This is a genomic window from Bacillus sp. GbtcB14, from assembly GCF_019091205.1.
Classification (GTDB): Bacteria; Bacillota; Bacilli; order Bacillales; family Bacillaceae_G; genus Bacillus_A; species Bacillus_A cereus_AG.
Genome location: NZ_JAGXJT010000008.1, coordinates 1 through 18,862, shown reverse-complemented (window position 1 = coordinate 18,862; position 18,862 = coordinate 1). Strand labels below are relative to the sequence as shown.

The following is an 18,862-nucleotide window of genomic DNA, read 5'->3' as shown; positions in this document are numbered from 1 at the left end:
CTATTGTTTCGTCACAGGTGCAAATTTTGCTAACAAACGTTTAACACCAATTGGGCTTGGAAACGCAATATCTAATTCTTTTGCATCACCTTCACCTTTTACACTGACAACTGTACCGACTCCCCATTTTTGGTGGGAAGCTTTATCTCCTACTGCCCAGCCAATTTGCTCGCCGCCTGTCGTCTTAGCTGCAGGACGCGCGAAAGCTGAACGAGAGCGTGTTGTAGTTGTCGTTGTCGCTCTACTGCTACTCGCCGTTCTTCCTTTTGCACCAAACGATGTTTCACGCTTCGGCGCTGTTTCATTTAACGATTCTACTAGCTCTGCCGGGATTTCTGTAATAAATCGAGAGGCAGCGTTCATACTTGTTCTACCAAATAAAGTACGCATTTGTGCATTGGATAAATATAACTCTTCTTCTGCACGAGTAATACCTACATAAGCAAGGCGACGCTCTTCTTGCATTTCATCTTCTTCCATTAGAGAACGAGTATGCGGGAATATTCCTTCCTCTAACCCAACAATAAAGACAACTGGGAACTCTAATCCTTTCGCTGAGTGCATCGTCATTAAAATAACTTCCTCACCAGCAGTTGGATCTTCATCTACACGATCAATATCAGCAACAAGTGCTAAGTCTGTTAAGAAGGCAACAAGGCTCTTATCTTCGCTTTGAGATTCAAATGTTTGCGTAACAGATAAAAACTCATCTAAGTTCTCTAGACGACCTTCTGCTTCTAAAGTACGCTCGTTTTTCAACATATCGCGATAGCCTGTTTTTTCAATAACTTCTTCTACCAACTCTGTAACAGATAAATACTCTTGCATATTTACCCAGTTGTGTAATAAACCTGCGAATTCTTTTACTGCCTTTGTAATTTTTGCACTTACTCCAACATGCTCAATCTCATCAAATACAGCCGTTAATGAAATTCCATTTTGTACACCGTAATTAATAATTTTATCGATAGAAGTCGCGCCAATTCCGCGCTTTGGCATGTTTATAATACGTGCGAAACTAATCTCATCATCTGGATTCCCAATTAAACGTAAATACGCCAAAATGTCTTTAATCTCTTTACGATCGTAGAACTTCGTACCGCCGACAATTTTGTAAGGAATATTAGATTTCAGGAAAATTTCCTCGACCATACGAGACTGCGCATTTGTACGATATAACACTGCAAAATCAGTATATTTTCGTTTTCCCATTTGAATATCGTCACGAATTTTTTTCGCAACAAAATACGCTTCGTCTTTTTCCGTCGCAGCACGATAATACGAGATTTTGCTTCCAACTTGATTATCTGTCCATAATTTCTTCGGTTTACGGTTTGAATTTTTTTCAATAACAGCATTCGCTGCATTTAAAATATTTTGTGACGAACGATAATTTTGTTCTAACAGAATAACTTGCGCATTCTCATAGTCTTTTTCGAATGACAAAATGTTAGAAATGTCAGCCCCGCGCCATCGGTAAATAGACTGATCCGAGTCACCTACAACGCATAAATTTTTAAAACGTGCTGCTAAATGTTTAACAAGAAGGTACTGCGCTTTGTTCGTATCTTGATACTCATCCACGTGAATGTATTGGAACTTACGCTGGTAGAACTCTAGTACTTCTGGAACACGTTCAAATAGCTGAATCGTTGTCATAATTAAATCATCAAAGTCTAATGAATTATTTTTCAGAAGACGTTTTTGATATTCTGTATATACATCGCTCGTTAATTTTTCATATGGATCAGCGATTGTAATTTTTTTCGCATATTTATCTGCAGATAACAATTCATTTTTTGCATTACTAATACCAGCTAAAATAGAACGAGGCTCAAATTTCTTCGGATCAATATTGCGCTCTTTCATAATTTTTTTAACTACAGTTAACTGATCACCTGAATCTAAGATTGTAAAGTTACGATTAATACCAATGCGGTCTATATCACGTCGTAAAATACGTACACACATAGAGTGGAACGTAGAAATCCAAATATCTTCTGCTTCTGGTCCGACAAGTGTATCAATACGCTCGCGCATTTCACGAGCAGCTTTATTTGTAAAGGTAATAGCTAGTACATTCCATGGTGCTACCCCTTTTTCACCAAGTAAATACGCAATACGATGTGTTAACACACGTGTTTTACCACTACCTGCACCTGCCATTAATAGAAGTGGTCCGTTCGTTGTTTGTACTGCTTTTTGTTGCTGCGGATTTAAACCATTTAATAACCTGTCTGTCTTACTCATATACGCCTGCACCTACTCTCCTTTTACTGCTTTAACTGTTTTTAACGCGGATTTTATATCATCATAAATAATATTTCCAACAACTACTGTATCAGCGTACTGCGCCATTTCTTTCGCTTGTTCTGCATTAGAAATACCGCCGCCATAATACAACTTCGCTTGTTTTAATTCTGCTTTTACATTTTTAACAAGTTCAACATCTCCATACGTACCGCTATATTCTAAATAAAATATCGGTAAACGTAATAGCTTGTCTGCTAAACGCGCGTATGCAATCACATCATCTTCTGTTACATCACATTTCGCATCTGTAAGCTGGGCTACCTTCGCCTCAGGATTTAAAACACAATACCCTTCCATGAAAATTTCGTCCCAATCCATAATATCCCCAAATTCTTTCAAAGCCTCATGATGAACGCCTGTTACCCATTCTACTTTTCGGCTATTTAAAACGCTTGGGATATAATAAAAATCAAATCCTGGTGTAATTGCTTCCACATCAGAAACCTCTAACACACAAGGAACTGCATATCTACGAATGCTAACTAGCATGTGCAGTACATTATCAATTGTTATGCCATCACTTCCGCCTACAATAACAGCATCTGTTCCAGACTCACAAATCATTTCTAAATGTTCGTCACTTAGCTCCTTATTTGGATCAAGCTTAAATACATGTTTCCACCCGGAAATATCGTACATGAAAACACCCTTTCTTTTTTCTATTTATATATTTCTGTTCAAAATAACAGTTTATTTTCATTAGGATTTTTTAACTTCATCTTAAATATTTGTTTAAAACGGAGAATTAAGTTTGGAATTCCCTCTTCCACATTTTTCAAACTAGAGGATTTAATTTTGAACTTCCTTTTATGCATTCTTTCATTATAACAAAAAAAGCTACTTACACACACGCACATTCCAACATCTTTTTCAACGTCAAATGTTGGATTACATATCCCAAAAATCACATGGGATACTAATAAGAGAAATAGTATTATCTATTTCAACTTTCATAAAAAGGAGTGTTTTTCTAATGAAGCAAAACATCGGTACAATAAATGCCCTAATTCGAATTACACTCGGACTTATCCTCTTCGGCTGTAGTAGCGCTAAACTTGTACGCAAGCCGTGGTGCACTTGGTCTAACGTCTTGCTATGGATTGGTGCAATGAAAATTGCAGAGGGAATTGTTCGTTTCTGTCCTGTTGTTGAAATGTGGAAATTCGGAAAATACATGAATATGGGGGCATTTAAAATGCCTAGCATGAATTTTACTGAAAAGGGACATGCTAAAGAAGAAGTGAATCAAACTTCCAATCACGACAAACCACAGTCAAATGGAAGTTTTGACGCTTCTGACAAAGAGATTGAGTCAGCGATTGAAGATATAATCCTGGCAAAACCGCTTTGAATCATTTGTCACGATGCAAGATGCTCTCAAAGGGACTTAGCTGCTGCAGTGGGCGGTTAAGTCTTCTTTATTTTACCATGAATCAGAACGTATATTCTCATTTCAGACCTTAAAATATACATAAGAGATGTCCAATCAATAAAATTCAGAAAATTAGGTGTAAACCCCTTGCTTAAAATGATATAAAAATGATATCATTTTTATATCAGGAGGCGATCATATGAAAGAAAAACAAGTATTTTATGTTAATGGTTTTCTTGGGATTATTGGAATTTTGATTTTAGCCGCTATCGGTGTATTTTTCCTTATACAAGAAATTTTCATAGGAGCAGCATTAACTATTATTTTAGCCGCGGTTCTTGCTACAGGTATTGGTATTGTTCAACCAAACCAAGCGAAAGTCATTACGTTTTTCGGTAATTACTTAGGAACAATTCGTCAAAATGGTTTATTTTTAACGATTCCGTTCGCATTCCGTCAAACTGTATCATTACGTGTTGAAAACTTTAATAGTAAGAAATTAAAAGTAAATGATATTGAGGGAAATCCGATTGAAATTGCAGCCGTTATCGTATATAAAGTAGTTGATTCTGCAAAAGCAATGTTCGGTGTTGAACATTACGATCGATTTGTAGAAATTCAAAGTGAAACAGCAATCCGCCACGTTGCAACAAAATATCCTTATGATAATTTCCAAGATGAAACTTGCATCACGTTACGCGGAAATACTGAAGAAATCTCTGAAGAATTAAAACGTGAGCTAGAAGCACGCCTTGAAATCGCTGGCGTAGAAGTATTAGAAACTCGTTTAACACATTTAGCTTACGCAACAGAAATTGCCCATGCAATGCTCCAACGTCAACAAGCAAAAGCAGTATTAGCTGCTAGAAAAGAGATTGTTGAAGGTGCTGTGAAGATGGCGAAAGATTCAATCCATATGTTAGATGAGGAAGGCGTACTGGAACTCGATGACGAGCGTAAAGCAAATATGGTGAACAACTTATTAGTTGCCATCGTTTCAGATAAAGGTGCGCAACCAGTTATTAATACAGGAAGCCTATACTAAAGGGTTGTAAATCATTATGGCTAAAAAGAAGAGCTTTCCATTACGTATTGATCCTGAATTACACGCAGTCATCGAAAAATGGGCGAATGATGAGTTTCGTAGCGTCAATGCACACATCGAGTATTTACTTCGAGAAATGGCAAAGCAAAAAGGAAAATTGAAAAAAGATAACAATGCATAAAAAATCCCGCTGAGAAATCAGCGGGATTTTTTACATATTAACTTCTCGTCATCTCATGCCCAATTGCACGATATCCTATATCACTTCGGTAAAATAGACCATCACTCTCAATTTTGCCGATTTCTTTATACACTTTATCTTTTGCTTCTTGCAAACTATTCGCCTTACAAGCAACAAATAGTACACGGCCACCGTTTGTCACAAAGTCACCATGTTTCATTGCTGTACCAGCATGGAAAACAATCACATCTTGCAGTGCATCTAATCCGTTAATAATGTCACCTTTTTTATATGCTTCTGGATATCCTTTCGAAGCAAGTACAACACCAATTACGGCTTCCTCTGACCATTGTAATGTTAACTCACTTTCATCTAATACAGCGTTACATACATCAACTAAATCATTTTCTAAGCGAGGTAATACTACTTCTGTTTCAGGATCGCCAAAGCGGGCATTAAATTCAATTACCTTTGGGCCATCATTTGTTAAAATAAGTCCCGCATATAAAATTCCTGTAAACGAACGGTTTTCTGCAATCATCGCTTTAGCAGTTGGATGTAATACCGTTTTTATCGCCTCTTGAACTGCTGATTCTGGAATTTGTGGTACTGGAGAATACGCACCCATTCCGCCCGTATTTGGACCTTTATCACCATCAAAAGCTCGTTTATGATCTTGCGCAATTACCATCGGATGCACAGTTGTTCCATTCACAAATGCCATTAATGAAAACTCTTGTCCATCTAAAAATTCTTCAATAACGACCTTCTTACTTGCTTCGCCAAACTTTACATCTTGTAGCATTTCTTTCGCAGCTTGCAATGCCTCTTCAAGTGTCATTGCTACCGTTACACCTTTACCCGCAGCTAATCCGTCAGCTTTAATAACGATTGGTGCACCAACTTTTTGAATGTACTGTACTGCCTCTTCATAATCTGTAAAAGTTTCGTACGCCGCAGTTGGAATATCATACTTTTTCATAAGCTCTTTTGTAAAAGCTTTACTGCCTTCAATAACAGCAGCCGCTTTATTCGGACCAAATACGCGAAGTCCCTCTTCTTTAAAACGATCAACAATTCCATTCATAAGTGGAATTTCTGGTCCAACGAAAGTTAATTCAACCTTATTCTCTTTAGCAAATAAAACTAATGCATCAAAATCATTTTCATCAATATCAACTGGTGTTGCAACATCTCGCATACCTTCATTACCTGGTGCTACATACACTTTTTCTACCTTTTCGGATTGTGCAAACTTCCAAGCTAAAGCATGCTCACGCCCACCGCGGCCAATTACTAAAACATTCATATTTCATCCCCCAATAATTAAATAAGTACAAACTAGAAGCTATGCCCCTAGTTTGTTTTCATATCAATAAAAGTTTAAAAAGAAGGATCTAGAGAACCGAGCAGGTCGAGGCGCATCTGACAGGAGGACACGGAGTGTAGTTTTCCTACATGAGTACCGCACTGGCCATGCAACGACGACATGCGACAGTTATCTTGACCGGACTTTTTAAACATCCTCTATTAATGTTTGAAATGACGTACGCCAGTGAACACCATCGCAATCCCATACGCATCTGCCATCTTAATAGAATCTTCGTCACGGATTGATCCGCCTGGTTGAATGATTGCCGTAATTCCTGCTTTTGCTGCTTCTTCTACTGTATCTGGCATTGGGAAGAAAGCATCAGATGCAAGTGCGCTACCTTGTGCTTTTTCGCCAGCTTGTGTAATTGCGATTTTTGCAGAACCTACACGGTTCATCTGTCCTGCACCTACACCAACTGTCATGTTATCATTCGCTAAAACAATTGCGTTTGATTTCACATGTTTTACAACTTTCCAAGCTAGTTTTAAATCTTTCCACTCTTGCTCTGACGGTTCACGTTTCGTTGGAATTGAAATTGTACTTTCATCTAATGATAACGTATCTTCCTCTTGAACAAGAAGACCACCTTGTACAGAAGTTAGTTTTTTGCTTGCACTTGTCGCCTTTTCAATATTTACAGTTAGTAAACGTAAGTTTTTCTTACTTTGCAACACTTCTAAAGCTTCTTTTGAGAAAGAAGGTGCAATAATAATTTCTAAGAAAATTTCATGTAACTTTTCTGCTGTAGCTTTGTCAATTTCGCGATTCGCTGCGATAATGCCTCCAAAAATTGATACTGGATCTGCTTCATAAGCACGTGTGTATGCTTCATGAATATCAGTTCCTACTCCAACACCACATGGATTCATATGTTTTACTGCTACTACTGCTGGCTCTGTAAATTCTTTCACGATACTAAGTGCTGCATCTGCATCGTTAATATTGTTATAAGATAATTCCTTACCGTGTAATTGTTCTGCGTATGCAACAGAAGAAGTTACAGCGAATGGTGCTTTATAGAATGTTGCTTTTTGATGTGGATTTTCTCCATAGCGTAAATCTTGTTTTTTCTCAAATGTCACTGTTAATGTTTCTGGGCTTTCTTCACCCATTTGCTCTGTTAAGTAGTTAGAGATTAACGCATCATATGCAGCTGTATGGCGGAATACTTTAGCTGCTAATTTACGTTTCGTTTCTTCTTTTACTTCACCGTTCTCTTTCAGCTCTGCTAATACAACATCATAATCTACCGGATCTACAATTACCGATACAAATTTATGATTTTTCGCAGCAGAGCGGATCATTGTTGGGCCACCGATATCAATATTTTCAATCGCATCAGCAAATGTTACATCAGGCTTAGCGATTGTTTCTTTAAATGGGTATAAGTTAACAACAACAAAGTCAATTGCTTGAATACCTAACTCGTTCATTTGCGCTACATGCGTTTCATTATCGCGAACTGCTAATAGACCACCATGAATGTTTGGATGTAATGTTTTTACGCGGCCATCCATAATTTCTGGGAACCCCGTTACTTCAGAAATACCAATTACTTGTAAGCCGTTTTCTTCTAGTAATTTTTTCGTACCACCTGTTGATATAACTTCGATCCCTTGTTCTAGTAAACCTTTAACAAATTCCACTACTCCTGTTTTATCTGAAACACTTACTAATGCACGCTTTTTCATTTATCCTTCACCCCTGGTTGTATGTTAGTTAACAGTTGGTTCTTTCACAGACTGAACAATTTGATTCACTGTATTTACGTATAATTTATGTTCAACTTGTTGAATTTTCTTTTGTAAGTTTTCTCTCGTATCCCCTTCAGAAACAACTACTGCTTCTTGCGCAATAATTGGGCCTGTATCCATACCTGCATCTACATAATGAATTGTTACTCCAGTTACTTTCACACCTGCTTCTAACGCTTGACCAACAGCATCTTTACCCGGAAAACTCGGTAGTAGTGATGGATGAATATTAATAATCCTTCCGCCGTAAGCTTCTAGTAATGTCGGCCCAATTAAACGCATATATCCAGCTAAAATAACATAATCAATTTCATACTCTTCTAGCTTCTTTAATATTTCTTTTTCAAACGCTTCTTTTGATCCATATGCTTTCGCTGAAAAAGCGAAACATGGAATATGATGATAATGTGCCCGTCCAACAGCGCGTGCTTCTGGTTTATCACATACTAATAAACTAATATCTGCATCTAATCTTTTTTCTTCTACCGCATTGATGAGAGATTGAAAGTTAGATCCACTTCCAGAAGCAAAAACTGCTAATCTACTCATAGTGCTGTGCCCCCATTAAAGGTAACACCAGCGCCTTGTACAGTACGTCCAATAATACAAGCTGTTTCTCCTTGCTCTTCAAGAAGACGAACAACATCTTTTGCATCTTCTTCCTTCACCGCTACTACCATACCAATACCCATGTTAAAAATATTGAACATTTCTTTCTCTTCTAGTTTTCCAACTTCTTGAAGTAAACTGAAAATCGGTTGAATTTTCCAAGATCCTAATTCAATTTCTGCACCAATTCCTTCTGGTAACATACGTGGAATATTTTCAATGAATCCGCCACCTGTAATATGCGCCATACCGTATACTTCATATTTCTTCAATAGTTCTAAAATAGGTTTGACATAAATTTTCGTTGGTTTTAATAATTCTTCACCAAGAGGTAGTTCTAAGCGTCCGTAAATGCGATCTAAAGATAGTTCTCCATCCTCTAGTAATACTTTTCGTACTAAAGAATAACCATTACTATGAATACCGCTAGATGCTAAGCCAATTAATACTTGACCAGCTTCAATTTTTTCACCTGTTACAATTTTCTTTTTATCAACAATTCCAACTGTAAAACCAGCTAAATCATATTCTTCCGTAGAATACATTCCTGGCATTTCAGCTGTTTCTCCACCAATTAATGCACAACCAGCTTGGCGACAGCCCTCTGATATACCTTTGACGATGTTTTCAATTTTACTAGGTTCAGCTTTACCACAAGCAATATAATCAAGGAAGAAAAGCGGCTCTGCTCCTTGGACAACAATATCATTTACACACATTGCTACTGCATCAATACCTATTGTGTCATGTTTATCTGCCATAAAAGCGAGCATCAATTTCGTTCCCACGCCATCTGTTCCAGATACTAATACAGGTTCTTCTAATGCAAATTTTGATAGATCAAACATACCTCCAAAACCGCCTAGACCGCCTAGTACTTCTTTTCTCATTGTTGTTTGTACGTGTTTTTTCATGCGAGATACCGCTTCATATCCAGCTTCAATATCTACTCCTGCTTGCTTATATGCATTCGCCATCGTTATCTACACCTCGTCTTTTAATTTCTCCCTATCCAGGGCCGGCCGTTTTAAGAAAGAAGCTAGCTTCTACATCAAAAGAAGTAGAAGCTTTTTTCTTCTTATTTCATACTTTCTAAAAGCTCTTGCTCATAATCATAAAGAGCTGTTGGATAATCTCCATTGAAGTACGCCATACACAGACCGCCATATTTCCCTTCATATGGACGTCCAATTGCATCTACTAATCCATCTTCACTTAAAAATGTTAAAGAATCTGCTCCGATGATTTGACGGATTTCTTCTATTGAATTATTTGCTGCGATTAATTCTTTTCTCGTTTGAATATCAATGCCATAGAAACATGGATACTTAAGAGGTGGTGAAGCAATTCTTACATGGACTTCTGTCGCTCCAGCCTCGCGAAGCATACGAACAATTCGTTTACTCGTCGTTCCTCTTACGATAGAATCGTCAATCATCACAACTCGTTTTCCTTCAACTACGCCTCTTACTGCTGAAAGCTTCATCTTAACCCCTTGCTCACGCAGTTCTTGAGAAGGTTGAATAAACGTACGTCCAACATAACGATTTTTAATTAATCCTAACTCATATGGAATTCCTGTCGCCTCCGCGTAACCAATTGCCGCTGAAATACTAGAGTCTGGTACACCAGTAACAACATCAGCTTCAATAGGAGCTTCTGCCGCCAAACGTTTTCCCATGTTTTTACGTGCTGCATGGACGTTAATACCTGCAATATTAGAATCCGGACGTGCAAAGTAAATGTACTCCATACTACAAATTGCATGATCTACTTCATTTGTAAAACGATCTACGTGAATTCCTTCATCATTGATGATAAGTAGTTCACCTGGTTCTACATCACGAATGTATGTTGCACCTACTACATCGAAAGCACATGTTTCCGATGCTACAACGTAAGCATCCCCCATCTTTCCAATTGAAAGAGGACGGAATCCATTCGGATCTAGCGCAACGATCATTTCATTTCCAGTTAGTAAAAGATATGCAAACGCACCTTTCACTTTATTTAGAGCCTCTTTTACACTCTCAATTAATGAATCTTTCGTACTACGTTTAATAAGATGTAAAAGTACTTCTGTATCTGAACTTGTTTGAAAAATACTTCCCTCTGCTTCTAATTCGCGGCGAAGCATTTTTGCATTAATTAAGTTTCCGTTATGAGCTAATGCCATACTATGATCAGAAAAACGGAATAATAATGGTTGAACGTTAGCAACTTCACTTCCGCCAGCTGTCGCATATCGTACGTGTCCAATTGCTGATTTTCCGTTTAAGCCTTCTAGCTCACCTCTTGAAAATACTTCCGATATTAAACCTAACCCCTTGTGACCGACAATTTTCTCACCATTATTTACGACGATGCCTGCGCCTTCTTGTCCACGGTGCTGTAAACTATGCAATCCGTAATACGAAACTTGTGCTGCATTTTCATGCCCCCAAATTCCAAAAACGCCACATTCTTCATTTAACCCCTTTATTTCAGCAAGCATGGGATTGCCCCTTTCCAAGCCTTTCTCATTTCATCTACATTTGCTGTAAGTAATACTTCATTTTCTTCATTATGAATTGTTACTTCATTTGTATTTGTCACTTCTCCAACTTGAATTGCTTCTACCGCTTTCTCGAACGCTTCTTTATTTTCACGTGTTACAGTTATAACGAAGCGAGATTGTGATTCTGCAAATAATGCTGCTGTTGCTTCTCCATCTAATTTCACAGTAGCACCTAAACCATTTGCACCAATTGCACTCTCAGTAATTGCAACTGCTAAACCACCTTCTGCAACATCATGTGCAGATTGAACAAGGCCAGCTTGAATTGCTGCTAATACTTGTTTTTGACGTTTTAACTCTACATCTAGATCGATGCTTGGTGATTGACCGAAAATTTTGCCGTGAATCATTTTCTGTAATTCACTTCCACCAAACTCAGCTTTCGTCTCTCCGATGATATAAACTAAATCGCCAGCTTGCTTAAACTCTTGTGTTGTTACATGTTTTAAATCGTGTACAAGTCCAACCATCCCAACTGTTGGTGTTGGATATACTGCTTCACCACTACGTTCGTTATACATTGATACGTTTCCGCCGATGACTGGCGTTTGTAATGTACGACAAGCTTCACTCATACCATCTACTGATTTCTCAATTTGCCAGAAGATTTCTGGTTTTTCTGGATTACCGAAGTTTAAGCAATCTGTAATTGCAAGTGGCTCTCCCCCAGAACATACGATATTGCGTGCTGCCTCTGCTACTGCAATTTTACCGCCCACTTCTGGATCTAAATAAATGTAGCGAGAGTTACAATCTGTCGTCATTGCTAATCCTTTTTCTGTACCGCGTACACGTACAACTGCTGCATCTGAACCTGGTGTAACAACTGTGCTTGTGCGAACTTGATAATCATATTGATCATAAACCCACTCTTTACTTGCAATCGTCGGTTGTTGTAATAGAGCGAATAACGTTTCTTTATAATTGTCTACTTTTGGTGTTTCCATTTTCATTGCCTGGAATTCAGCAAAGTATGCTGCTTCTTTTGATGGTTTATGATAAATTGGCGCTTCTTCTGCAAGAGCATCCGCTGGTACTTCAGCTACCTTTTCACCTTTATGGAATAAGCGAAGCATTTTGTCTTCCGTTACTTTCCCCATCGTAACGGCTGCAAGACCATACTTCTCAAATAAATCTACTATTTCTTGCTCTCTACCCTTTTTCACAACGATTAGCATACGTTCTTGTGATTCAGATAGCATCATTTCATATGGTGTCATTCCTGTTTCACGCTGTGGTACATCATCTAAGTACATTTCAATACCCATACCTGCTTTACTTGCCATTTCTGCAGAAGATGATGTTAAACCAGCTGCACCCATATCTTGAATTCCCACAAGTGCATCCGATTGAATCAATTCTAAACATGCTTCGATAAGAAGCTTCTCCATAAATGGATCTCCTACTTGAACTGCTGGACGCTTCGCTTCTGAACTTTCAGATAGCTCTTCAGATGCGAATGTTGCACCGTGAATACCGTCACGACCAGTTGATGCTCCCACGTACATTACTGTATTGCCAGCACCGTGCGCTTGACCTTTTTTAATATCTTCGTGGTTAATTAAACCTACGCACATTGCATTTACAAGTGGATTTCCTTCGTAACATGGATCAAATTGTACTTCTCCGCCAACAGTAGGAATACCGATGCAGTTACCGTATCCTGCGATTCCTGCTACTACTTCTTCGAATAAATATTTCACACGTGGTGATTGTAATTCACCGAAACGAAGTGAGTTTAATAGAGCTACTGGACGTGCTCCCATAGAGAATACGTCACGAATAATACCACCAACGCCTGTTGCTGCGCCTTGATATGGTTCAATAGCAGAAGGGTGATTATGACTTTCCATTTTAAATACAACCGCTTGATTATCACCGATATCTACAATTCCAGCGCCTTCCCCAGGTCCTTGCAGAACGCGCTCACCTGTCGTTGGGAATTTACGAAGTACTGGCTTCGAATTTTTATAACTACAATGTTCAGACCACATAACAGAGAATAATCCTGTTTCTGTATAATTTGGCAGACGGCCTAAAATCTTTTCAACCATGGCAAACTCTTCGTCTGTTAGCCCCATTTCCGCATATATGCGCTCTTCTTTAATTTGTGTTGGATTTGGTTCAAGCATTAACGACATATGTTTCCCTCCACTGTTTTAAGATAGATTGAAAGACTTTTAACCCTTCAGCACCGCCAAGTAATTCATCTACAGCACGCTCTGGGTGTGGCATCATACCAAGTACATTTCCTTTTTCGTTTACAATACCAGCAATATCTGAAACGCTTCCATTCGGATTTTCTACGTAACGGAATGCGATTTGATTATTCTCTTCTAATCTTTTTAGCGTTTCTTCATCACAATAGTAATTCCCCTCACCATGCGCGATTGGAATATTGATTACTTCATCTTTTTCATATTGTGATGTAAACATCGTTTCATTATTTTCAACACGCAGCTGAACTGTTCGGCACATAAATTTTAAGTTTTCGTTTCTCATTAACGCTCCTGGTAGTAATCCTGATTCAACAAGAATCTGGAATCCATTACATACACCTAAAATCGGCTTTCCTTGCTCAGCAGCTTTTTGCACTGCTTTCATTGCGTTAGCAAAGCGAGAAATAGCACCACAACGTAAATAGTCACCGTAAGAGAATCCACCAGGTAGTAAAATTGCATCATATTCATCTAAATTCTCTCTATCGTGCCAAACGTAATCTACTTCTTCACCGAGCTCATCTTTAATTGCATGGAACATATCAACATCACAGTTCGAACCTGGGAATACTATGACTGCAAATTTCACTGTGCGACAACCTCCTCAACTTCATAACGGAAGTCTTCCATTACAACGTTTGTTAATAGTTTTTCACACATTTCTTTTACCTTTGCGTCAAGGTCAGATACTGATTTATCAATTGTTAATTCCATATATTTTCCGATTCGAACGTCTTGTACTTCTGTGAACGAAAGACTATGAAGTGCTCCTTTTACTGCTGTTCCTTGTGGATCTAATACGCTTTCTCTTAATGTTACATATACCTTAACTTTATACATGTGAAATTCCCCCTAAACGTTTTAAAATCTCTTCATAAGCATCTGTTAAATTTCCAAGATCGCGACGGAATACGTCTTTATCAAACTTTTCATTGCTCGTTTCATCCCATAAACGGCAAGTATCTGGTGAAATTTCATCTGCTAAAATAATTTCTCCTTCTTCCGTTACACCAAACTCTAATTTGAAATCTACTAGTCTTACACGACAGCTTGCGAAATGATCAATCAACACTTGATTGATTTGTAGAGCCATTTCTCGTAATACACTTACTTGCTCTGGCGATGCAACTTTTAATACACGAATATGATCTTCCGTTACAAGCGGATCTCCTAAATCATCATCTTTGAAGTAAAATTCTACGATGGGTTCTGCAAGTACAGTTCCCTCTTCCATTCCTAATCGTTTTGAAAGACTTCCTGCAATTACATTTCTTGTGACAACTTCTAAAGGAATAATACTCACTTTTTTAACAAGTTGCTCTGTCTCAGATAACTTCTCAACAAAATGTGTTTTAATTCCTACTTCTTGTAACTTTCTGAACAATAAAGTTGTAATCTCATTGTTCAAACGACCTTTTCCTGTAATCGTCTCTTTTTTCTCCCCATTGAAAGCAGTCGCACTATCTTTGTACTCTACCCAAACCATATCTGCTGATTCTGTACGATAAATTCTTTTTGCCTTACCTTCATACAGCAATTCTAGCTTTTGCATTTCGCAAGCCCCCTGTAGTTTGAAAAATGTGAATAATATTTTTATAAAGAATGGCACAGAATGACTCTATTCTGTGCCATATAAAATTTTACGCTTCGTTTAATCCTAGGCGTTCAAAGATTGTATCAACGTGTTGCATATGATGCTCATAGTTGAAGCATTCATTAATTTCTTCTTGTGTTAGCTTGCTCGTAATACGCTCATCAGCCTCTACAAGCTCTTTAAATTGTACTTGTGTTTCCCAAGCTTCCATCGCTTTAGGTTGTACGATATCATAAGCTTCTTCACGTACCATACCTTTGTCGATTAATGTAAGCATTACACGCTGAGAATAGATTAAGCCGTATGTTCTTGTCATATTGCGTTTCATATTCTCTGGGTATACAGTTAAGTTTTTAACGATATTACCAAAGCGATTTAACATGTAATTTAATGCGATTGTAGCATCTGGTAAAATTACGCGTTCCGCCGAAGAGTGAGAAATATCACGCTCATGCCATAATGGAACATTCTCATACGCTGTCATCATATAACCGCGGATAACACGAGCTAAACCAGTCATATTTTCAGATCCGATTGGATTACGTTTATGTGGCATTGCAGAAGAACCTTTTTGGCCTTTTGCGAAAGCTTCTTCAACTTCACGTGTTTCACTCTTTTGTAAACCACGAATCTCAACTGCCATCTTTTCGATAGATGTTGCAATTAGTGCAAGTGTTGACATGTAATGAGCATGGCGATCACGTTGCAATGTTTGTGTTGAAATTGGTGCTGCTTCTAATCCTAAGTTTTCACAAACATACTTTTCTACGAATGGATCGATATTTGCGTATGTACCAACCGCACCAGATAATTTACCAACGCGAACTGTATTAGCAGCTTGTTTGAAACGCTCTACGTTACGTTTCATTTCTTCATACCAAAGACCAAGTTTTAAACCAAATGTTGTTGGTTCTGCATGAACACCATGTGTTCTTCCCATCATGATCGTGTATTTATGCTCTTTCGCTTTGTTAGCTAAAATGCTTACAAAGTTTTCTAAGTCTTTTAATATGATTTCATTTGCTTGTTTTAAGATGTAAGATAACGCTGTATCTACTACGTCTGTAGATGTTAAACCGTAATGAACCCATTTACGTTCCTCACCTAATGTTGGTGTTTCTGATACAGCACGAGTGAATGCAACTACGTCATGACGTGTCTCTTTTTCAATTTCATAAATACGATCAATATCAAATGATGCATGCTCACGAATTTTTTTAACATCTTCTTTTGGAATATCGCCAAGCTCAGCCCATGCTTCACAAGCTAAAATCTCAACTTCTAACCACGCTTTAAATTTGTTCTCTTCCGTCCAAATTGCACCCATTTCTGGGCGTGTATAACGACTAATCATCTTTTTCCCTCCAACAGTTGTTCTTGATGGTCCCAAATATGCAAACTCTTCGCTTTTTCTAGAGCGACTTCAATATTATCATTTAAAATATTAACATGCCCCATTTTCCGCTGCGCTTTTGCTTCTTCTTTTCCATACAAGTGTAAATAGCACCCGGTTAATCTATTCACTTGTCTTAGGACCCCTTCTATATGTTCGCCTAAAATGTTTACCATGACAACTGGTTTTAACAAATTTGTTTCTCCAAGAGGTAAATTACAGATTGCTCGAATATGTTGACCAAATTGACTCGTTTCACATGCATCCTGTGTATAGTGTCCTGAATTGTGAGGTCTTGGTGCTAATTCATTAATATAAATCTCACCATCAGCTGTAGCAAACATCTCTACCGCTAGTGTTCCCACAAGTTCTAGTTCATCCGCGAGCACTTTTGCATAAGCAATTGCTTTTTGAGAAAGTTCTTCTGTAATGCGAGCTGGAACGATAGATTCATGCAAAATGTTATTTACATGAATATTTTCCGCTACCGGAAATACTTTCGTTTCACCACTTACACTACGAATCACAATAACGGATACTTCTTTTTCAAAAGGCACCCATTTCTCTAAAATACACTCTGCTGCATTCGCAAGCTCTCGCGCTTTATCAACGTCAGCTTCACTTCTTAAAACAACTTGCCCTTTCCCATCATATCCACCTGTCGTCGTTTTTAAGACGGAAGGATATGATAACTCGGCGATGGCTTCAGTAAGCTGATCTTGATTTTGAACCAATCTATACGTTGCTACTGGTAATCCTGCTTTTTCAATCGTATTCTTTTCTGTAAAACGATTTTGTGTTTTACTTAACAACTGACTGCCTTGTGGTAAGTAAGCATGTTTTTCTAGCCATTGTAAACATCTATAATCAATATTCTCAAATTCATATGTGACAACATCACTGATCTCTGCTAAATGCTGAATTGCTTTTAAATCGTCATATGGTGCAACAATTTCAATATCAGCAACTTGTGCACATGGTGAATTTTTTGTAGGATCTAAAACAGCAATTTTATATCCCATCTCCTTAGCTGCCAATGCCATCATTCTTCCTAGCTGGCCGCCTCCAATAATGCCGATTGTTTTTCCAGGTAAAATGATTCTCGTCATACTAGCTCACTACCTTCGCGCACATCTTTTTCAATTGCTTCTCTTCTCAATTCTAATGCATCATGTATATCATCATGGAATGATCCAAGTATTTGTGCAGCAAGTAAACCAGCATTTGTTGAACCAGCCTTACCAATTGCAACAGTTGCAACAGGAACCCCTCCTGGCATTTGGACGATGGATAATAATGAATCTAAGCCGTTTAACGCTTTTGATTGAACTGGGACTCCGATTACAGGAAGATTCGTCTTCGCTGCAACCATTCCTGGTAAATGTGCTGCCCCGCCAGCTCCAGCAATAATAACTTTCAATCCACGTTCACGAGCCGTCTCTGCATATTCAAACATATAATCCGGAGTCCGATGAGCTGATACAACTTTTTTCTCATACGGTATATTTAATTCATCTAAAATGTCACAAGCATATTTCATTGTTTCCCAGTCTGACGTGCTTCCCATTATGACTCCAACTAGTGATTTCATATTAGAATCCCCCCGATTCAAATAAAAAAAGCCTGAAATAGAACAGTTTCTCTTTTACTATGAGAGAAAGCGCTCTACTCAGGCATACGTATCCCTTGTGAATAGAAAAATACCGAGTGACTTTCCCTCATAGTCTAACGAATAACGGTCGTTAGGTAGAGACTTGCAGGCCATATCCCCGCGATTATATGAGGTCTTATATATTATTCTTTCTATGGTTATATTAACAATATTTCATAAACAATGTCAACAAATAATCGAATGTTTTTTTATTACTCACCAATAACGTTCGTGTTTTAGTTATATTCAAAAGAAGAATTGCAACTATATGCAAGAAGGAGGGGGGAATTAGAATATATATTTCTAGAGATCTATTGTACACATAACGGTTTGTATACTTATTCCGTATGCTTTAATATAAAGCATATCGTTTATATTCATTTTATTTATAAGGAAGACAATAATGAAAACACGAACTACACTTTTTCATTATTGTCTTCCTTTGTATCGCAGTCATTGCTGTAATGATTGAATACTTATTTATATCATCCCACTTTTTAAAATATATACTTGTGGTAGAAATAACGTTTCCTATCATAAAGATTATTTTAGGAACACTCGGAAAACCTAGAAAACAAAAAATCATTGCTATTACTTTAAATAGCCTCATTTTCATTCTTTTTTCTTCTTTAGGGTCATTAAACTTATAGATATTAACATTTGGTAAATAAAAATAAACACAAAAAAAACTAAGTCGAATCGACTTAGTTTTTTGCTTGGCGACGTCCTACTCTCACAGGGACAAGGTCCCAACTACCATCGGCGCTAGAGAGCTTAACTTCCGTGTTCGGTATGGGAA

General features: G+C 37.8%; 17 protein-coding genes, 1 rRNA gene, 1 pseudogene and 1 riboswitch. Of the genes and pseudogenes, 4 read left to right on the top strand and 15 right to left on the bottom strand.

The features are described 5' to 3' along the window. Complete coding sequence (pcrA, locus tag KVT31_RS21555) at window positions 1–2,250, bottom strand: DNA helicase PcrA (protein ID WP_140392320.1); 2,250 nt, start codon at window positions 2,248–2,250, stop codon at window positions 1–3. A gap of 12 nt (window positions 2,251–2,262) precedes the next feature. After that, window positions 2,263–2,952, bottom strand: a complete 690-nt coding sequence (gene pcrB, locus KVT31_RS21550) for a heptaprenylglyceryl phosphate synthase (RefSeq protein WP_088094922.1) — start codon at window positions 2,950–2,952, stop codon at window positions 2,263–2,265. Between the two features lie 334 nt (window positions 2,953–3,286). On the opposite strand from pcrB, the gene KVT31_RS21545 reads away from it, so the two are divergent. From KVT31_RS21545 to KVT31_RS21535, 3 genes are all read left to right on the top strand, one after another. Further along, window positions 3,287–3,664 carry a YgaP family membrane protein gene (locus tag KVT31_RS21545; protein WP_000812332.1) on the top strand — a complete coding sequence of 126 codons (378 nt, stop codon included), beginning with the start codon at window positions 3,287–3,289 and terminating at the stop codon, window positions 3,662–3,664. A gap of 220 nt (window positions 3,665–3,884) precedes the next feature. After that, on the top strand, window positions 3,885–4,730 hold the full coding sequence (locus KVT31_RS21540) for an SPFH domain-containing protein (RefSeq protein WP_088094920.1): 846 nt from the start codon (window positions 3,885–3,887) through the stop codon (window positions 4,728–4,730). A 16-nt stretch (window positions 4,731–4,746) separates the two neighbouring features. Further along, window positions 4,747–4,911, top strand: coding sequence for a type II toxin-antitoxin system antitoxin (locus tag KVT31_RS21535; RefSeq protein ID WP_088094919.1), 165 nt, complete (start codon window positions 4,747–4,749; stop codon window positions 4,909–4,911). Between the two features lie 37 nt (window positions 4,912–4,948). Here KVT31_RS21535 and purD read toward each other — a convergent pair whose 3' ends face one another. The 12 genes from purD to purE form a co-directional block, all read right to left on the bottom strand. Then, window positions 4,949–6,220: a phosphoribosylamine--glycine ligase gene (gene purD / locus KVT31_RS21530; RefSeq protein ID WP_088094918.1), complete on the bottom strand. Its 1,272-nt coding sequence runs from the start codon at window positions 6,218–6,220 to the stop codon at window positions 4,949–4,951. A 221-nt stretch (window positions 6,221–6,441) separates the two neighbouring features. Then, on the bottom strand, window positions 6,442–7,977 hold the full coding sequence (purH, locus tag KVT31_RS21525; protein WP_088094917.1) for a bifunctional phosphoribosylaminoimidazolecarboxamide formyltransferase/IMP cyclohydrolase: 1,536 nt from the start codon (window positions 7,975–7,977) through the stop codon (window positions 6,442–6,444). A 24-nt stretch (window positions 7,978–8,001) separates the two neighbouring features. Continuing rightward, window positions 8,002–8,589: a phosphoribosylglycinamide formyltransferase gene (gene purN / locus KVT31_RS21520; RefSeq protein ID WP_088094916.1), complete on the bottom strand. Its 588-nt coding sequence runs from the start codon at window positions 8,587–8,589 to the stop codon at window positions 8,002–8,004. Beyond that, window positions 8,586–9,626 carry a phosphoribosylformylglycinamidine cyclo-ligase gene (purM, locus tag KVT31_RS21515; protein WP_088094915.1) on the bottom strand — a complete coding sequence of 347 codons (1,041 nt, stop codon included), beginning with the start codon at window positions 9,624–9,626 and terminating at the stop codon, window positions 8,586–8,588. The genes purN and purM overlap by 4 nt, the downstream gene beginning before the upstream one ends. Window positions 9,627–9,727: 101 nt before the next feature. Continuing rightward, on the bottom strand, window positions 9,728–11,143 hold the full coding sequence (gene purF / locus KVT31_RS21510; RefSeq protein ID WP_000879030.1) for an amidophosphoribosyltransferase: 1,416 nt from the start codon (window positions 11,141–11,143) through the stop codon (window positions 9,728–9,730). Continuing rightward, window positions 11,128–13,347 carry a phosphoribosylformylglycinamidine synthase II gene (gene purL, locus KVT31_RS21505; RefSeq protein WP_088094914.1) on the bottom strand — a complete coding sequence of 740 codons (2,220 nt, stop codon included), beginning with the start codon at window positions 13,345–13,347 and terminating at the stop codon, window positions 11,128–11,130. Before purL ends, purF begins: the two co-directional genes overlap by 16 nt. After that, entirely contained in the window at window positions 13,331–14,014 is a 684-nt protein-coding gene (gene purQ / locus KVT31_RS21500; protein WP_088094913.1) for a phosphoribosylformylglycinamidine synthase subunit PurQ, read from the bottom strand. Before purQ ends, purL begins: the two co-directional genes overlap by 17 nt. Then, window positions 14,011–14,265: a phosphoribosylformylglycinamidine synthase subunit PurS gene (gene purS, locus KVT31_RS21495; RefSeq protein ID WP_000278821.1), complete on the bottom strand. Its 255-nt coding sequence runs from the start codon at window positions 14,263–14,265 to the stop codon at window positions 14,011–14,013. Before purS ends, purQ begins: the two co-directional genes overlap by 4 nt. Continuing rightward, window positions 14,258–14,977, bottom strand: coding sequence for a phosphoribosylaminoimidazolesuccinocarboxamide synthase (purC, locus tag KVT31_RS21490; protein ID WP_088094912.1), 720 nt, complete (start codon window positions 14,975–14,977; stop codon window positions 14,258–14,260). The genes purS and purC overlap by 8 nt, the downstream gene beginning before the upstream one ends. A gap of 88 nt (window positions 14,978–15,065) precedes the next feature. Further along, on the bottom strand, window positions 15,066–16,373 hold the full coding sequence (gene purB, locus KVT31_RS21485; RefSeq protein ID WP_088094911.1) for an adenylosuccinate lyase: 1,308 nt from the start codon (window positions 16,371–16,373) through the stop codon (window positions 15,066–15,068). Beyond that, window positions 16,370–17,521 carry a 5-(carboxyamino)imidazole ribonucleotide synthase gene (purK, locus tag KVT31_RS21480; protein WP_088094910.1) on the bottom strand — a complete coding sequence of 384 codons (1,152 nt, stop codon included), beginning with the start codon at window positions 17,519–17,521 and terminating at the stop codon, window positions 16,370–16,372. The genes purB and purK overlap by 4 nt, the downstream gene beginning before the upstream one ends. Then, on the bottom strand, window positions 17,518–18,003 hold the full coding sequence (purE, locus tag KVT31_RS21475; RefSeq protein WP_000839367.1) for a 5-(carboxyamino)imidazole ribonucleotide mutase: 486 nt from the start codon (window positions 18,001–18,003) through the stop codon (window positions 17,518–17,520). The genes purK and purE overlap by 4 nt, the downstream gene beginning before the upstream one ends. A 110-nt stretch (window positions 18,004–18,113) precedes the next feature. Continuing rightward, a riboswitch (purine riboswitch) is annotated at window positions 18,114–18,215 on the bottom strand. Between the two features lie 251 nt (window positions 18,216–18,466). On the opposite strand from purE, the pseudogene KVT31_RS30405 reads away from it, so the two are divergent. Then, window positions 18,467–18,713, top strand: a pseudogene (locus KVT31_RS30405) (hypothetical protein). 64 nt (window positions 18,714–18,777) lie between these two features. Here the strand turns inward: KVT31_RS30405 and rrf are convergent. Beyond that, window positions 18,778–18,862, bottom strand: a 5S ribosomal RNA gene (gene rrf / locus KVT31_RS31015); the annotation flags it as partial.

What these genes read in the sequence shown, in the direction of transcription:
- pcrA (WP_140392320.1), bottom strand. Translation starts at nt 2,250, where the DNA reads ATGAGTAAGACAGACAGGTTATTAAATGGTTTAAATCCGCAGCAACAA.
- pcrB (WP_088094922.1), bottom strand. Translation starts at nt 2,952, where the DNA reads ATGTACGATATTTCCGGGTGGAAACATGTATTTAAGCTTGATCCAAAT.
- KVT31_RS21545 (WP_000812332.1), top strand. Translation starts at nt 3,287, where the DNA reads ATGAAGCAAAACATCGGTACAATAAATGCCCTAATTCGAATTACACTC.
- KVT31_RS21540 (WP_088094920.1), top strand. Translation starts at nt 3,885, where the DNA reads ATGAAAGAAAAACAAGTATTTTATGTTAATGGTTTTCTTGGGATTATT.
- KVT31_RS21535 (WP_088094919.1), top strand. Translation starts at nt 4,747, where the DNA reads ATGGCTAAAAAGAAGAGCTTTCCATTACGTATTGATCCTGAATTACAC.
- purD (WP_088094918.1), bottom strand. Translation starts at nt 6,220, where the DNA reads ATGAATGTTTTAGTAATTGGCCGCGGTGGGCGTGAGCATGCTTTAGCT.
- purH (WP_088094917.1), bottom strand. Translation starts at nt 7,977, where the DNA reads ATGAAAAAGCGTGCATTAGTAAGTGTTTCAGATAAAACAGGAGTAGTG.
- purN (WP_088094916.1), bottom strand. Translation starts at nt 8,589, where the DNA reads ATGAGTAGATTAGCAGTTTTTGCTTCTGGAAGTGGATCTAACTTTCAA.
- purM (WP_088094915.1), bottom strand. Translation starts at nt 9,626, where the DNA reads ATGGCGAATGCATATAAGCAAGCAGGAGTAGATATTGAAGCTGGATAT.
- purF (WP_000879030.1), bottom strand. Translation starts at nt 11,143, where the DNA reads ATGCTTGCTGAAATAAAGGGGTTAAATGAAGAATGTGGCGTTTTTGGA.
- purL (WP_088094914.1), bottom strand. Translation starts at nt 13,347, where the DNA reads ATGTCGTTAATGCTTGAACCAAATCCAACACAAATTAAAGAAGAGCGC.
- purS (WP_000278821.1), bottom strand. Translation starts at nt 14,265, where the DNA reads ATGTATAAAGTTAAGGTATATGTAACATTAAGAGAAAGCGTATTAGAT.
- purC (WP_088094912.1), bottom strand. Translation starts at nt 14,977, where the DNA reads ATGCAAAAGCTAGAATTGCTGTATGAAGGTAAGGCAAAAAGAATTTAT.
- purB (WP_088094911.1), bottom strand. Translation starts at nt 16,373, where the DNA reads ATGATTAGTCGTTATACACGCCCAGAAATGGGTGCAATTTGGACGGAA.
- purK (WP_088094910.1), bottom strand. Translation starts at nt 17,521, where the DNA reads ATGACGAGAATCATTTTACCTGGAAAAACAATCGGCATTATTGGAGGC.
- purE (WP_000839367.1), bottom strand. Translation starts at nt 18,003, where the DNA reads ATGAAATCACTAGTTGGAGTCATAATGGGAAGCACGTCAGACTGGGAA.